Below are 14,861 nucleotides of genomic sequence, written 5' to 3'. Positions count from 1 at the left end.
TCCGTCCGGAGGACATCCTGCCCATGAAGAAAGCGATCAAACTCGGCTGGGCCGCGTTCACGGCCATCGCCCTGACGACGCTCGCCGCGCTGTCGATCCCGAGCCCGGCCTCGGCGGCCACCCTGACCGAGGTGACCAACTTCGGCGCCAACCCCAGCAACCTGCGCATGTACCTCTACGTGCCGGATCGGGTCGCGCCGCGACCGGGCCTGCTGGTCGCGATGCACTACTGCACCGGCACCGGGCCGGCCCTGCACTCGGGCACTCAGTTCGCCGCCCTCGCAGACCAGTACGGCTACATCGTCATCTACCCGTCGGTGACCCGCAGCAGCCAGTGTTTCGACGTCTACTCGCCGCAGGCGCTACGCCGCGGCGGTGGCAGTGACCCGGTGGGCATCATGTCGATGGTCGACCACGTTCGGTCGCGTTACTCGGTCGACCCGTCCCGGATCTTCGCCACCGGCGTGTCGTCCGGGGCGATGATGACAAACGTGATGCTCGGGACCTACCCCGACGTCTTCGCCGCCGGCGCCGCCTTCGCGGGGGTGCCGTTCGGCTGTTTCGCCACCACCAACGGCTCGGAGTGGAACAGCCAGTGCGCCAACGGGCAGATCAGCCGTACTCCCCAGCAGTGGGGTGACCTGGTGCGCAACGCCTACCCCGGTTACAACGGCCCGCGTCCGCGGATGCAGACCTGGCACGGCACCAATGACGACATCCTGCGCTACCCGAACTTCGGCGAGCAGATCAAGCAGTGGACCAACGTGCACGGGCTGAGCCAGACCCCCACCGTGACTGACAGCCCGCAGGCCGGCTACACCCGCACCCGCTACGGCGGCTCCGGCAACTTCGCGTCGGTTGAGGCGATCAGCATGCAGGGGGTGTCGCACAACCTGCCGGTCGATGCCACACAGGCGATCCGGTTCTTCGGTCTGAACAACCCGTCCACCACGCCCACGCCGACTCCTACGCCGACCCCCACCCCGACTCCGACTCCGCCGCCGGTGTCGCCGACCCCGACCCCCACGACGTCGCCGACCCTGCCGCCGGACTGGGCCTGCGAGGTCCACTACGAGGTCAACGCCTGGAACACCGGGCTGACCACCTCGGTGCAGATCACCAACACCGGCAGTACCGCCATCAACGGCTGGAGCCTGGCGTTCACCCTGCCCGGCGGGCAGACCATCACCAACGGCTGGAACGCCACGTACTCGCCGACCTCCGGGGCGGTGACCGCCCAGAACGTCTCCTACAACGGCACCATCGCGCCGAAGACCTCGACGACGATCGGGTTCCAGGCCAACCACACCGGAGACGCCGGTAAGCCGGGAGCGTTCATGCTCAACGGCCGCTCCTGCTACTACTCCCCCAGATGATCCGGTAGGCCGCCGCCCCACGGAGGCACGCCGTGGGGCGGCGGTACGGGTCCGCTGTCCGTGAGCACCGGCACCTCGACACGTCGCTGGTCGGGACCCGACTCGCGCCGTTCAGGAAAGCGCTTACCCTGGCAGGTGCCTCGCCCCCCTTCACCACCACCCGTCCGTCCGGAAAGGAAGCTCACATGCCGTCCAGGACAACAACACCCCGGCGTACGCCCCGATGGCTGGTCGCCGCCAGCACATTGGTGCTTGTCGCCGCCGGTACGGCCATCGCCGCGCCGAGCCCCGCGCAGGCCGCCACCGTCGACCCGAACGCCACGTACGTCTTCGTCAACCGGCACAGCGGCAAGGCGATGGACGTGTGGAACTGGTCCACCGCCGACCAGGCCCCGATCAACCAGTTCACCCGCAACGACGCCGCCGTGCAGCAGTGGCGCTTCGTCGACGTCGGCAGCGGCTACTACCAGATCCGGTCGGTGCACAGCGGAAAGGTCCTTGAGCTGCCCAACGCCAACGACGGCGTACAGCTGGTGCAGAACACCTCGGCCGGCGGCAACACCCGGCAGCATTTCCGGCTGGCCGACTCCGACGGCGGTCATGTCCGGTTCATCAACCGGCACTCCAACAAGGCGCTCGACCTGTGGGGCTGGTCCACCGCCGACGGGGCGATGATCTCGCAGTACCAGGACGTCAACGGTGCCAATCAGCAGTGGCGGCTGATCACCCTCGGCGGCGGCAGCGGCAGTGGCTGCGGCAGTGGCAGCTTCCAGGCCGAGGCGGTGCTCAACGGTGGCACCTGGACCTCCCGTAACGGTGGCACGACCGTCTACACCGGCGGCGACATGCGGGAGGCCGTGCAGGCCGCGATCAACAGCCTCAACTCCGGCCGGACCAGCAAGCAGCGGGTCGTGGTACGCGGCTCCGGTTCGATCAGCGCAGGCTCCCGGATCTCGCTGCCCAGCTACACCACGATCGACGTGTGCGGCACGATCAACGTGACCGGCTCCGGCAGCGGCGACCAGGCGCCGATCTACTCGCGCGGCACCACCCAGGTCGAGGTGCAGAACCTCAACGTCACCGGCACCCCGCTGTACGGCATCTTCATGCGCAACGTCAGCAACGTCATCCTCGGTCAGATCGACATGCGGCTGTCCAGCGGGCTCGGGATCCGCATCGACAACCGGGGCGACACCAGCCAGTGGAGCCGCAACATCCGCATCGACAACGTGTACGTCTCGGGTGCCCGCGCGCACGCCGTGGAGACGTACGGCGTCGACGGGTTGACCATCGGCACGGTGACGGCCCGCAACGTCGGCGAGTCCGGACTGCTGCTCAACGAGACCATCAACGCCACCGTGACCACTGTCGACGCGGAGAACGCCGGCTCCGGTACCGGGTACGCGGCGTTCCGGATCGCCAACCGGGCCGGCCGGATCAACTCCGGTTACCCGATCAACATCCGGGTGGGCACCGTACGGGCGCGCGGCGGCGGTCGGGGCATCTTCTGCGTCTCGGAGTCCGGCGGCCTGGCGGTCAACCGGGTGGACATCGCCAACACCGGCAACAACGCCATCCTCATCGAGAACTGCTACGGGGTGGACGTCGCCGCCGGTGGCGGCACGATCAGCGGTGGCGGTGAGGTGCGGCTGGCCGCACGCAGCGAGTTCCCCGGCAACCGCGACATCACCCTGCGCAACTTCACCCTGTTCAACAGCCGGATCCTGGAAAGCCCCTGCACAGCCAACCTGGTGATCAGCAACGTGGCCCTCAACAACGCGTCAATCAACCGCTGCTGACCGCTCTCCCCACACCGCCCCCGCGATCTTGCACTTCTGGTCGCCGACATGGGCCATACGCCCGTTGTTCCCCGACCGAAAGTGCAAGATCGCGGGGGTGGTCACGCCGGGGCGGGGAGGCTGCGGTAGGTGCGGGGGGATAGGCCGGTGATGCGTTTGAATGCGACGCTGAGCGCACTTTCCGAGCCGTATCCGACCGCGCGGGCGATGCTGGAGAGGGTGTCGTCGCTGCGACGGATTCGGTCGGCGGCGAGTTCGATCCGCCAGCGGGTGAGGTACTCCAGCGGGCCTTGGCCGACGACCTCCTTGAACCGTGCGGCAAGCGTGGACCGGGAGACCGCAGCGACCCGGGCCAATTCGGCCACGGTCCACGGATGGGCGGGGTGGGCGTGCATCGCCCGCAGCGCGGGGGCGAGCACCGGCTCGGCCAGGCCGGCCAGCCAGCCGGCACCGCGGCCCTGGGCGAGGTGCAGGCGCAGGGTCCGAATCAGCATGACCAGGGCGAGGTGCTCGGCGACCAGCGTGCCGCCCAGCGGCGCCGACCGCAGCTCGGTTTCGATCTCCCCGATCGCCCAGCGTACGGTCGCGGCCTCCGGCGTCGCGGCGGGCACGTGGATGACGGGCGGCAGGAGGTCCAGCAGCAGGGCACGGGCCCGCTCGCTGAAGGAGAAGGCGCCACCGATGACGAAGACGTCGTTGCCCGCGCCGGCCCGGGCCACGCCGTCGACGGCCGCCATGAAGATGGGCCCGGCCGGTTCGGGCGGCGTGTCCGGGTCGCTGGCCAGGGTGAAACCCAGCGGCCTGGTCAGGAGGAAGCAGTCGCCCTCGGCCAGACCGACCGGCTCGGGCACGCCGTCGACCCGTAGCAGGCAGCTGCCGTGTCGGACGGCGTTGAACTTGACGCCGGCCGGCGGGTCGAAGCGGATGGCCCAGCGACCGCCGGCCGCCACGGCCGTGGACAGGTGGCTGGTCGCGCGGACGAGCGCGAGCACCTCCTCCAACGGATCCACGGTCTCCCCTACTGCTCCTGGACGCTTACTAAAGAGTGATGGATCCTAGACTACGGACAGTCCAGGGCCTCCGCTCATAGCGTGGAGGTCATGACAGCCCACACCCGAGTCAGCATCCCGTTCACCGCCCGCGCCACCGCCACCGAGGTCCTCGACGGCGTCGACCTCACCGGTCGTCGGATGATCGTCACCGGCGGCGCCTCCGGCATCGGCACCGAGACGGTCCGCGCCCTGGCCGGGGCCGGAGCGGAGGTCACCGTCGCCACCCGCAATCCGGCGAGCGCCGACGAGCTGGTGGCTGAGTTCGCTGGATCCGGCCCCGGCACCGTACGGGCTGCCGGTCTCGACCTGGCCGACCTGGCCTCGGTCGATGCCTTTGTCGCGGCCTGGGAGGGGCCGTTGCACGCCCTGGTGGCCAACGCCGGGGTCATGGCGATCCCGACCCGGCAGCTGACTCCGCAGGGCTGGGAACTTCAGCTCGGTACGAACTATCTCGGCCATTTCGCCCTCGCTCGCGGCCTGCACGACAACTTGCGAGTCGCCGGCTCGGCGCGGGTGGTGGTGGTGAGTTCCGGGGCGCACCTGCGGGAGGCCTTCGACTTCGACGACCCGCAGTTCGAGCGGCAGCCCTACGACCGCTGGGCCGCGTACGGCCGGTCCAAGACCGCCGAGGTACTGCTCGCCGTCGGCATCGCCCGACGCTGGGCCACAGATGGGATCACCGCCAACGCGCTAAACCCCGGCTTCATCACGACCAACCTTCAACGCCACATGGACGACGAGACGCTGCGCGCGTTCGGGGCGATGGACGAGGCGGGCAACCGCATCGAACAGCCCTACTTCAAGACACCCGCCCAGGGCGCGGCCACCAGCGTGCTGCTGGCAGCGTCGCCGCTGGTCGAGGGCGTCACCGGCCGGTACTTTGACGACAACCAGGAGGCCGACGTCGTGGCCGGCGGCCCGGAGGCCACTGGAGGGGTCGCCGCGCACGCGGTTGACCCGGCCGCCGCCGATCGCCTCTGGGCATACGCAAGTCAGGCCCTGGCGTCTCTCGGACGCGGATAACCCTCCCCACGAGCGGCCGGAGATGTGCACGCCCGAGGCGACGCGCTTGCCCGGGCCATCGGTCGGCTGTCACCCGTCACGCGCGTTTGCACTGGCCGGGAGTGATTGAGGCGTTAAAAGGGGCCCCTTCCTATGCACGAGGCGTTAGGAAGGGGCCCCTCCTTTCAACTCAGCTGGCGTTGCAGGTGGGGGTGCCGGAGGGGGCGGAGCCCGTGCCCTGGAACCCGAACTCGGTAGTGGTGCCCGGTGCCACGTTGGCGTTGTAGCCGACGTTGCGGAAGGTCACGGCGCCACTGTTGGCACTCGCCTGGGTGTTCCACGAGTTGGTCACCGAGGTGCCACCCGGGAGTGTCATGTTCACCGCCCAGCCGTTGAGACCGCTGGAGCCGGCTGTCACCCGCACGTGGGCGACGAATCCACCGTTCCACGTGTCCAACGTGTACGTCGCGGTGCAGGCACCGGACGGCGGCGGGGTGGTCGGCGGAGGCGTCGTGGGCGGCGGAGTGGTCGGCGGCGGGGTGGTGCCACCGGCGTTCAGCGCCTCCAGCGTCGCGTTGTACGCCTGCTTCTTGTTGCCGTTGTTGTCGAACAGCAGCGGCGTGCCGTAGGAACGCCAGGAGTCGCTGTCCCGGATGCCCCACACGGTGATGCCGTTGCAGCGGGGGACTGCCAGGCAGTCGTTGACCACGGCGCGGTAGGTGTTGGCCTGGGTGCTGCCCGAACCCTCGATGTCCAGCTCGGTGATCTGCACGTCCACCCCGAGGGCGGCGAAGCTGGACAGCGTGGTGCGGTAGTTGCTGTTGTACGCCGACTGGGCGTTGAAGTGCGACTGGAAGCCCACGCAGTCGATCGGCACACCGCGCTGCTTGAAGTCCCGCACCATGTTGTAAACGGCCTGGGTCTTCGCCCAGGTCCAGTTGTCGGTGTTGTAGTCGTTGTAGCAGAGCTTGGCGCCCGGGTCGGCGGCGCGGGCGGCCCGGAACGCGGCCTCGATCCAGTCTCCGCCGGTGCGCTGGAGGTTGGAGTTACGGCGGGCGCCGCTGTTGCCGTCGTCGAACGCCTCGTTCACCACGTCCCACGAGTCGATCTTGCCGCGGTAGTAGGTCGCGACCCGGGTGACGTGGTTGAGCATGGCCGAGCGCAGCGCCTGCCCTTCCATCCGCTCCATCCAGGCGGGCTGCTGCGAGTGCCAGGCCAGGGTGTGGCCCCGGACCTTCCAGCCCCGGGAGAGGGCGTGGTTGACGATCCGGTCCGCGGTGCCGTAGGAGAAGACACCCTGCTGCGGCTCCAGGGCGTTGATCTTCATCTCGTTCTCAGCCGTGATCGAGTTGAACTCACGGTTGAGGATTCCGGTGTAGACGCTGTCGTTGAGCTTGTGCGCCGCGACCGCGGCCCCGAAGTACCGACCGCTCTCCGCGGCGGCGGCGCCCAGGGTGGTCCCCGCACTGGCACTGGAGGCCGTCACCACCACGGTGGTGGCGACGAGGGAGAGACCGACCACGGCCGAGATCAGCGCGGGGCGTGATCGCAGTCGGGTCGCGGGACGCCCGCTGGCGCGGGCGAACGCGTTGTTCATGGCATGAGCCTTTCGACGAAGCCGTGCTGATGGAAAGCCGGCTCCGACTACCGCCCAACACGATGGCCTTCCGTCACCTGCGCGGTCGCCCGGTTGACGCGCAGGCCGGTGCACTCAGCCGGCCATCGTGAGTAGATCGGAGCTGTTCTATCGAAAACAGTATCGAAACCCGTCCGTAAGCTCAACGTGCCCGACGGTCTTCTCGGCAACGACACGGCCCACCGCGCCGCGACTCCGACGGCCGTTGACCAGAGTTGGCAGCCGGCCGGCATCGACCGCGCGGACCGAAAGTTTCGGTCCGCGCGAGTCGGCCGCCGATCAGCCGGCGACCGCCGGCTGCACCGGCCGGGCCGCGCCATCCGGTTGCGGCGCGCCGGGCCGATCAGCCAGCAGGTCGGCGAGCCAGCGCAGTTGCCGGCGTACGTGCACCGCTTCGCCGTGCTCGTGCCCGTTGAACGGGTAGACGTGCAGGCTCCGTTGCGGCACCGACCCGCCGTTGGCGGCACCGTACTGGTGGTAGGCGGCGAACACCGTGCTCGGCGGGCACACCCGGTCGCGCAGCCCCACGCCCAGGTGCAGCGGGGCGGTGGCCCGGCGCACCAGGCAGGCGACATCCACATAGGACAAGGTGTGTCGTACCGCCGCCTCGGCCTCGCGATGGACGGCGAGGTAGCCGGCGATCTCGCCGTACGGGCCGACGTCGGTGATCTCGATGGCCCGCTGAAGGTGGCAGAGGAAGGGCGCGGTGGCGAGCACGGCGGCGATCCCCGACGCCAACCCGGCGACCGCGAGCGCCAGTCCACCGCCCTGGCTGTTGCCGGCCACCACCACCCGCTGCGGATCGACCGCCGGCAGGAGCCGGGCCGCCTGCACGGCCCGGACCGCGTCGGTGATGAGCCGACGGTAGTAGTAGCCCTGCGGGGACAGGATGCCCCGGGTCACCGGCGACGGGCCGCCCGGCGCGCTGCCGTGCGGGTCGGCCGTGTCGCCGACGCCGTACTGGCCGGACTGCCCTCGGGCGTCCATGAGCAGGTGGGCGTACCCGGCGACGGGCCAGGTCAGCCGCTCGTGCGGGGTGCCCCGACCTCGCCCGTAGCCGACGTACTCGATGATCACCGGCAGCGGCTCGTCCACCCCGGCCGGCCGGGTGTACCAGGCGCGGACCGGGTCGCCGGCGAACCCGGCGAAGGTCACGTCCCAGGTGTCGAGCAGGCGCAGATCGGTCGGCTCGGGACGGACGTCGAGCAGCACCGGCACCGCCTCCGCCGCGCCCAGGGTGCCTCGCCAGTAGTCGTCGAAGCCCTCCGGCTCGGCCACCGTGGGCGCGTACTGCCGCAGTTGGTCCAGGGGCAGGTCGAACATGGGTCCTCGCAGCTGTCGTCAGGATCGCGGTGGCGGTGCGGTGCTCTCGCGCACCACCAGCTCGGCGACCAGGTCGATGCGACTGGTGGGCAGCGCTACGCCGCGGGCGAGGTCGAGCAGCATCTGGGTCGCCGTGCCGGCCATGTCGTGAAGCGGCTGGTGCACGGTGGTCAACGCGGGGCCGAGCCAGGCGGAGACCGGCAGGTTGTCGTAGCCGACCACCGAGACGTCGCCGGGCACGTCGAGACCGAGTTGCCGGGCCGCCCGCAGCACCCCCATCGCCTGCAGGTCGGAGCCGGCGAAGATCGCGGTCGGCCGGTCGGGTCGGCTCAGCAGCTCGATGCCGTGGGTGTAGCCGGCGTCGAGATGGAAGTTCCCCGAGCGGACCAGGCTGGGATCGACAGGTACGCCGAGCTCCTCGTGCGCGCAGCGGTAGCCCGCGGTGCGGGCCCGGGCGCAGAGTACGTCCTGCGGGCCGGAGATGACCGCGATCCGGCGATGGCCGAGGTCCAGCAGGTGCCGGGTGGCGAGCAGGCCGCCGTTCCAGTTGTTGGACCCGACGGTCGGCCCGGAGGCCACGCTCGCGCTGTCGCTGTCGACCACCACCACCGGGATGGCCTGTCGCCGCAGCTGTTTGCGCTGCTGGTCGGTGAGGTTGCACATGACCAGCAGGACACCGAGCGGGCGTCGGGTGAGCATCGCGTCGAACCAGGGCTGCGTCGGTCGATGGGCCCCGCCCAGCTGCGAGAGCACCACGTTCACCCCCTGGGGGGCGGTGACCGCCTCGACCCCGCGGATGATCTCCAGCGCCCAGTCCGAGCCGAACTCGTGGAACACCAGGTCGATCTGGCCGTCCCCGGTGGTACGCCGAGCGCGGCGTCGGTAGCGGTGCCGTTCCAGGCTCGCCTCGACGCGGGCCCTGGTCGCGGCCGCCACGTCCGAGCGGCCGTTGAGGACCTTGGACACCGTCGCCGAGGAGACGCCGACCTCCCGGGCGATTGTCGCGAGTGTCGTGGCGCCGAGCGCGGCCGCCGAGCGGTTCTCAGTCATCGGCCCCTCTACCACCCGGCCCCGAAAATATCGGAGAACTTAGCATGCCTGGACCGAGCGCCGATGACATCAGTCGATGACTCGGGCGATGGCCACCGAGGACAGGCAATCGCTTACCTGCACCACAGTGCCAGTGGCGTAGGCGGATTTCCAGGCCTTGACATCGATTTATCGACACACTTAGGTTCCCGACACAAGCTTCGAGCTGATTTCCGAAATTTTCGATGATCGCTGTTGCTCCGCAGCAGCAGGTGGAGCCGTCGGGACGACCTCCCGGACGTGACCGGAGGGGCGCATGACAAGCCAGCTGTCCGTCGACGATCCACCGGCGCCACCGCTTCCGGGCGTACCGCCTCCGGGCCTGCCCCGCGCGGCGCGGCGGACCTGGCGGCGGGCGCTGCGGCGGGACCGGCAGTTGTACTCCCTGGCGATCCTGCCGCTGCTGTTCTTCCTGATCTTCCGGTACCTGCCGATGCTCGGCAACGTCATCGCCTTCCGCCGGTTCCAGCCCGGCGGCAACATCTTCGGCGAGTACTGGGTGGGCCTGCGGTACTTCAAGATGTTCCTCAACGACCCGACGTTCTGGAACGTCTTCACCAACACGCTGACGCTGGGCGCGCTGACGCTGCTGTTCTGCTTCCCGCTGCCGATCGTGCTGGCGCTGCTGCTCAACGAGGTACGCGCCGGCCGACTCAAGCGGTTCGTGCAGTCGGTGTCGTACCTGCCGCACTTCCTCTCGATCGTGATCGTGGCGGCCATGGTCATGCAGCTGCTGTCCATGGACGGCACGATCAACCAACTGGTCCGCGCGGGCGACGGTGAGGCGATCCCGTTCCTGCAACGGCCCGAGTGGTTCCGCACCATCTACGTGTCCTCCGAGGTCTGGCAGACCGTCGGCTGGGGCACCATCCTCTACCTGGCCGCGCTCACCACCATCGACGACGACCTGTACGAGGCGGCCCGCATCGACGGGGCCAACCGCTGGCGGCAGACCTGGCACGTGACGCTGCCGGGGATCCGGCCGACGATGGTCACCCTGCTGATCCTCAACATCGGCACGTTCATGGCGGTCGGGTTCGAGAAGATCCTGCTGCTGTACAACCCGCTTACCTATCCGACCGCCGATGTCATCTCCACGTACCTGTTCCGGGTCGGTTTCACGTCCAGCAACTTCAGCTACGCGGCCGCGATCGGGCTGTTCGAGGCGGTGATCGGGCTGATCCTGGTGCTGTCGGCGAACCTGATCGCCCGTCGTACGGTGGGGACGAGCCTGTGGTGAGCATCGAGGCCGCCGAGCCGGCCACCGCACCCACGCCCGAACCCCGACGACGGCGACGCGGCATCCAGCAGACCCGCGGTTACCGGGTGTTCCAGGTGGTCAACGCGATCATCCTGACCGCCGTGGTGGTGGTGACGCTGTACCCGTTCGTCAACATCGTGGCCCGGTCGATGAGCCACGAGGCGTACATCATCGCCGGGCAAGTGAACCTGGTGCCGCGCGGATTCACCCTGGACACGTACCAGTTGGTGCTCTCCGACTCGATGTTCTGGACCAACTACCGCAACACGGTGTTCTACACGGTCACCGCCACGCTGATCTCGATCGTGATGACCACCTGCTACGCGTACGTGTTGTCCAAGAAGGACCTCAAGGGACGCAGCGCGCTGGTCGGCATCGCGGTGTTCACGATGTTCTTCACCGGCGGGCTGATCCCCAACTACGTGCTGGTGACCAGCCTCGGGTTGAAGAACAGCGTCTGGGCCATCGCGCTGCCGAACGCGATAAACGTGTTCAACCTGCTGGTGATGAAGGCGTTCTTCGAGAGCCTGCCGAACGACCTGGAGGAGGCCGCCGCGGTCGACGGGCTCAACACGTACGGCATCCTGTGGCGGATCGTGCTGCCGCTGTCGAAGGCCATCGTCGCCACGATGGTGCTGTTCTACGCCGTGGCCTTCTGGAACTCGTGGTTCGCCGCCTTCCTCTACCTGGACCGGCAGGAGCTGTGGCCGGTCACCATCTACCTGCGCAACCTGATCGCCGGGGCCACCGGCGCGGAGAACATCGGCGCCATCTCCGAGGCCAACGAGGTGCAGGCCGAGGCGACCCTCAAGGCCGTGACGATCGTGCTCACCACCCTGCCCATCCTGCTGGTCTACCCCTTTGTCCAGCGGTACTTCGTCCGCGGCATCATGCTCGGCGCGGTGAAGGGCTGAGCACGCAACACCCCCACCCTCCCACCACCAGTTCCGAAAGGACCTGCCATGTTCCGCAGATCGTGGCGTCACACCGCGGCGGTGGCCACCGTCGCGCTGCTCGCCCTTTCCAGCGTCACCGCCTGTGGCGACGACTCGTCCGACGCGAAGGACCTGTCGGAGAACCGGGCCGGCGCGATGGAGAACTACGCCGCCGGTACGCAGTTCAAGGCCACCGAGCCGCTCTCCTTCTCCGTCCTCTACAACAACCACCCGAACTACCCGCTGAAGAACGACTGGCTGTTCTGGAAGGAGTTGACGGCACGCACGAACGTCACGCTCGAACCGGTCGCCGTGCCGTTGAGCGACTACAACCAGAAGCGCAGCCTGCTCATCGGGGCCGGTGACGCGCCGCTGCTCATTCCGAAGACGTATCCGCCGGACGTGCACGCGTACGTCTCCTCCGGGGCGATCCTGCCGGTCAGCGACTATCTCGACCTGATGCCGAACCTCAAGGACAAGATCGAGAAGTGGAACCTGAAGCCTGAGCTGGACACGCTGCGCCAGGCCGACGGCAAGTTCTATCTGTTGCCCGGCGTGCACGAGAAGCCGTGGCACGAGTACTCCCTGGTGGTCCGCACCGACATCCTCGACGAGCTGGGCCTGGAGATCCCGAAGACCTGGGACGAGCTGTACACCGTGCTCAAGGCGATGAAGGCGAAGTACCCGGACGTCTACCCGTTCTCCGACCGGTACAGCCAGCCCAACCCGGCCGGCAACCTGCTCAACCTGCTGGCCGTGTCGCACGGTCTGGAGGGCGCGGGCTGGAACTTCCAGCACGTCAGCTGGAACGCCGGCGCGCAGAAGTTCGAGTACACCGGCGCCACCGAGCACTACCGGCACATCCTGGAGTACCTCAACAAGCTGGTCGCGGAGAAGCTGCTCGACCCGGAGAGCTTCACCCAGACCGACGACCTCGCCCGGCAGAAGCTGGCCAACAGCAAGTCCTTCGTGATCAGCGGCAACGCCCAGGCCCTGGTGAACGACTACCGGCCGGACCTGGCGGCGACCAACCCGAAGGCGAAGATCACCAAGATTCCGCTGCCGGTCGGCCCGGCCGGGGAGATCAACCCGGCCAGTCGGCTGGAGAACGGCATGATGATCTCCTCGAAGGCCCGCGACAGCAAGAACTTCGTGGCGATGATGCAGTTCGTCGACTGGCTCTGGTACTCCGACGAGGGTCAGATGTTCGCCCGGTGGGGCGTGGAGGGCACCACCTACGTCAAGGACGCCACCGGCAAGGCCGGCCTCGCCGAGGACGTCGACATGATCGGCCTCAACCCGGGCGCACCCAAGCACCTGCAGAAGGACTTCGGCTTCGCCAACGGCGTGTTCGCCTACGGCGGCAGGCCGGAACTGGTGCAGGCGTTCTTCTCCGCCGAGGAGCAGGAGTTCCAGAAGGTGATGAACGCCCGTACGCCGAAGTCGCCGCCGCCGCCGTACCCGCTGACCGACGAGGAGCGCGAGCAGGTGTCGCTCTGGGAGACCCCGCTCAAGGACCACGTCTACCAGGCGACGTTGCAGTTCGCCCTGGGCCAGCGTGACCTCGCCCAGTGGGACGCCTACGTCACCGAGCTGAAGAGCAAGAACATGGACGCCTACCTGGACACGGTCAACAAGGCGTACGAGCGCTACCGCGACGAGCACAAGTGATGTCGGGGCCGGTCCGGTTCCGGTGGGTGCCGGACCGGCCCCGCACCACCGGACGATGAGGACACCGATGCGCATCACCGTCGCCGCGTACCCCCGCGGTCGGACCGTCACGGCAGGGCCGTCATGAGTACGGCGACCCGACGCGAGTTCGGTGCGGGGCCGCTGTCGCGGGTGGCCGCGCTTGTCTACACGCTGCTGGTGGTCGAGGTGTTGCTGCTGGTCTGCGCGGCACCCGGACTTGTCGCGTTGTTCGCCCTGGAACGGCACGTGAGCAACCTGCCGCTGGTCGCCGTCTGCGCGGTGCCGCTCGGCCCGGCCCTGTCCGCCGCCCTGTACACGCTGCACCATCAGCGTCTCGACCTGACCGAGTTGCACCCGGCCCGGCTGTTCTGGCGCGGCTACCGGTTGAACCTGGTGGGATCACTGCTGGTCTGGGTGCCGATGCTGATGTGGCTGGCCCTGCTCGCGATCAACCTGGTCAACCTGACGGCGGTCGGGCTGCCCCGCTGGTGGGTGGCGCCGCTGATGCTTGTCGCCGCCGGGGTGGCCGTGGTCGGGGTCAACGCGCTGGTGATCACCTCGCTGTTCGCCTTCCGGCTGCGCGACGTGCTCCGGCTGGCCGGATACTTCGTGCTGCGTACCCCTGCGGTGGCGGTGGGCACCGCGTTGCTGCTGGTCACGGCGGTGGTGTTGACCCTGGTCACCTCGGAGGCCGTGCTCGCCGCGCTGGGTTCGGTGCTGGCCCTGGCCCTGGTCCGCGGCGGTGAGCCGATGACCACCGCCATCCGCCAGGAGTTCACCCGGTCGAACGGCGACTGATCACTGAACGGGCCCGGTAGCGACCTGCCGGAGCGCGGCGATCGCGATGCGCACCGCCGGGGTGTGCTCGACGGCGTCGTGGATCACCAGGTGGATCGACCGGACCGGGGTCGGACGGAGCAGCCCGACCCGGGTCACGCCGTCGGGCAGCCGCACCGCGCCGAGCGCGGGAAGCACCGTGGGACCGATGCCGGCCTCGACGAACGCCAGTGCGGTCGGGTAGTCGTGCGCCTCCACACCGAAGGTCGGGGTGAACCCGGCCGCGGTGCAGGCCTCAATGAGGTTGGCCCGGCACCAGCCGCGGGCAAAGTCGTTGTCCACCCAGCGTTCCTCGGCGAGGGCGGCCAACTCCACCTCCTGCTGGTCGGCGAAGCGGTGACCGGCCGGCAGCACCGCCACGTACGGGTCGTCGACGAGGTGGTGGGCGGTGAAGCCGGAGCCCGGGTCGAAGCTGCGGGGCGCGACCACCAGCTGGAGGTCGGCGCGTTCCTCCCGGGTGTTGGGGATCTCCTCACGCAACTCCAGTTTGAGCCGTACCCCGGGCAGTTCGGCGCTGATCCGGCGCACCACGTACGGCATCCACGCGGCGCCGACGGAGGCGAAGTAGGCGATGGTGAGCACGCCGGTGCGGCCGGCGCGCAGGTCCGCGATCAGTGACTCGGCCTCGCCGACGCGGGCGAGCAGCCGATCCGCCTCGGCGGCGAGGGCATGCCCGGCGGCGGTCGGTCGCATGCCGCGACCGGCTCGGGCGAACAGGGCGAGGCCGGTCTCGCGTTGCAGCGCGGTGAGGTGCTGGCTGACGGCGGAGGGGGTGTAGCCCAGGTTGACGGCGGCGGCCTGCACCGACCCGGAGGCGACGACGGAGCGGAAGATCCGGAGGCGATGAACGTCGAGCACC

At 69.0% G+C, this 14,861-nt stretch carries 12 protein-coding genes; 7 read left to right on the top strand and 5 right to left on the bottom strand.

All coding sequences use genetic code 11. From position 1 onward, the window contains the following. Nucleotides 1–23 precede the first annotated feature (23 nt). Together C1A38_RS00425 and C1A38_RS00420 are read left to right on the top strand one after the other, a co-directional pair. Nucleotides 24–1,376, top strand: coding sequence for an extracellular catalytic domain type 1 short-chain-length polyhydroxyalkanoate depolymerase (locus tag C1A38_RS00425; protein WP_102655819.1), 1,353 nt, complete (start codon nucleotides 24–26; stop codon nucleotides 1,374–1,376). A gap of 185 nt (nucleotides 1,377–1,561) precedes the next feature. Further along, entirely contained in the window at nucleotides 1,562–3,175 is a 1,614-nt protein-coding gene (locus tag C1A38_RS00420; RefSeq protein WP_233196541.1) for an RICIN domain-containing protein, read from the top strand. 101 nt (nucleotides 3,176–3,276) lie between these two features. On the opposite strand, the gene C1A38_RS00415 is transcribed toward C1A38_RS00420, so the two are convergent. Further along, nucleotides 3,277–4,185 carry an AraC family transcriptional regulator gene (locus tag C1A38_RS00415; protein WP_013734582.1) on the bottom strand — a complete coding sequence of 303 codons (909 nt, stop codon included), beginning with the start codon at nucleotides 4,183–4,185 and terminating at the stop codon, nucleotides 3,277–3,279. A 90-nt stretch (nucleotides 4,186–4,275) separates the two neighbouring features. Between C1A38_RS00415 and C1A38_RS00410 the strand changes: the two genes are divergently transcribed. Continuing rightward, nucleotides 4,276–5,250, top strand: coding sequence for an SDR family NAD(P)-dependent oxidoreductase (locus C1A38_RS00410; protein ID WP_102655889.1), 975 nt, complete (start codon nucleotides 4,276–4,278; stop codon nucleotides 5,248–5,250). A 169-nt stretch (nucleotides 5,251–5,419) separates the two neighbouring features. Here the strand turns inward: C1A38_RS00410 and C1A38_RS00405 are convergent, their stop codons facing one another. The 3 genes from C1A38_RS00405 to C1A38_RS00395 all read right to left on the bottom strand — a co-directional run bounded on the left by C1A38_RS00405 (nucleotide 5,420) and on the right by C1A38_RS00395 (nucleotide 9,238). Continuing rightward, nucleotides 5,420–6,826, bottom strand: a complete 1,407-nt coding sequence (locus C1A38_RS00405; protein WP_102655817.1) for a glycoside hydrolase family 10 protein — start codon at nucleotides 6,824–6,826, stop codon at nucleotides 5,420–5,422. 318 nt (nucleotides 6,827–7,144) lie between these two features. Beyond that, the gene (locus tag C1A38_RS00400; protein ID WP_102655816.1) at nucleotides 7,145–8,188 is read right to left on the bottom strand and encodes an acetylxylan esterase; all 1,044 of its coding nucleotides are present in this window, start codon (nucleotides 8,186–8,188) and stop codon (nucleotides 7,145–7,147) included. 18 nt (nucleotides 8,189–8,206) lie between these two features. Continuing rightward, entirely contained in the window at nucleotides 8,207–9,238 is a 1,032-nt protein-coding gene (locus tag C1A38_RS00395; protein WP_102655815.1) for a LacI family DNA-binding transcriptional regulator, read from the bottom strand. 295 nt (nucleotides 9,239–9,533) lie between these two features. On the opposite strand from C1A38_RS00395, the gene C1A38_RS00390 reads away from it, so the two are divergent. From C1A38_RS00390 to C1A38_RS00375, 4 genes are all read left to right on the top strand, one after another. Beyond that, nucleotides 9,534–10,517 carry an ABC transporter permease gene (locus C1A38_RS00390; protein ID WP_233196540.1) on the top strand — a complete coding sequence of 328 codons (984 nt, stop codon included), beginning with the start codon at nucleotides 9,534–9,536 and terminating at the stop codon, nucleotides 10,515–10,517. Next, entirely contained in the window at nucleotides 10,514–11,452 is a 939-nt protein-coding gene (locus C1A38_RS00385; protein WP_233196539.1) for a carbohydrate ABC transporter permease, read from the top strand. The genes C1A38_RS00390 and C1A38_RS00385 overlap by 4 nt, the downstream gene beginning before the upstream one ends. 48 nt (nucleotides 11,453–11,500) lie before the next feature. Then, nucleotides 11,501–13,144, top strand: coding sequence for an ABC transporter substrate-binding protein (locus tag C1A38_RS00380; RefSeq protein ID WP_102655814.1), 1,644 nt, complete (start codon nucleotides 11,501–11,503; stop codon nucleotides 13,142–13,144). 123 nt (nucleotides 13,145–13,267) lie between these two features. Continuing rightward, nucleotides 13,268–13,963 carry a DUF624 domain-containing protein gene (locus C1A38_RS00375; protein ID WP_102655813.1) on the top strand — a complete coding sequence of 232 codons (696 nt, stop codon included), beginning with the start codon at nucleotides 13,268–13,270 and terminating at the stop codon, nucleotides 13,961–13,963. On the opposite strand, the gene C1A38_RS00370 is transcribed toward C1A38_RS00375, so the two are convergent. Beyond that, on the bottom strand, nucleotides 13,964–14,860 hold the full coding sequence (locus C1A38_RS00370; RefSeq protein WP_102655812.1) for a LysR family transcriptional regulator: 897 nt from the start codon (nucleotides 14,858–14,860) through the stop codon (nucleotides 13,964–13,966). Nucleotide 14,861 lies beyond the last annotated feature (1 nt).

The sequence above is a fragment of the Verrucosispora sp. ts21 genome (genome assembly GCF_002879555.1).
Lineage (GTDB): Bacteria > Actinomycetota > Actinomycetes > Mycobacteriales > Micromonosporaceae > Micromonospora > Micromonospora gifhornensis.
The sequence above is the reverse complement of the archived record's forward strand: the minus strand, read 5'-3'. Positions and strand labels throughout refer to the sequence as shown.

Excerpts from the sequence above, each read along its gene's own strand:
- C1A38_RS00390 (WP_233196540.1), top strand. The coding sequence starts at position 9,534 with ATGACAAGCCAGCTGTCCGTCGACGATCCACCGGCGCCACCGCTTCCG.
- C1A38_RS00380 (WP_102655814.1), top strand. The coding sequence starts at position 11,501 with ATGTTCCGCAGATCGTGGCGTCACACCGCGGCGGTGGCCACCGTCGCG.
- C1A38_RS00375 (WP_102655813.1), top strand. The coding sequence starts at position 13,268 with ATGAGTACGGCGACCCGACGCGAGTTCGGTGCGGGGCCGCTGTCGCGG.
- C1A38_RS00405 (WP_102655817.1), bottom strand. The coding sequence starts at position 6,826 with ATGAACAACGCGTTCGCCCGCGCCAGCGGGCGTCCCGCGACCCGACTG.
- C1A38_RS00395 (WP_102655815.1), bottom strand. The coding sequence starts at position 9,238 with ATGACTGAGAACCGCTCGGCGGCCGCGCTCGGCGCCACGACACTCGCG.
- C1A38_RS00425 (WP_102655819.1), top strand. The coding sequence starts at position 24 with ATGAAGAAAGCGATCAAACTCGGCTGGGCCGCGTTCACGGCCATCGCC.
- C1A38_RS00400 (WP_102655816.1), bottom strand. The coding sequence starts at position 8,188 with ATGTTCGACCTGCCCCTGGACCAACTGCGGCAGTACGCGCCCACGGTG.
- C1A38_RS00420 (WP_233196541.1), top strand. The coding sequence starts at position 1,562 with ATGCCGTCCAGGACAACAACACCCCGGCGTACGCCCCGATGGCTGGTC.
- C1A38_RS00410 (WP_102655889.1), top strand. The coding sequence starts at position 4,276 with ATGACAGCCCACACCCGAGTCAGCATCCCGTTCACCGCCCGCGCCACC.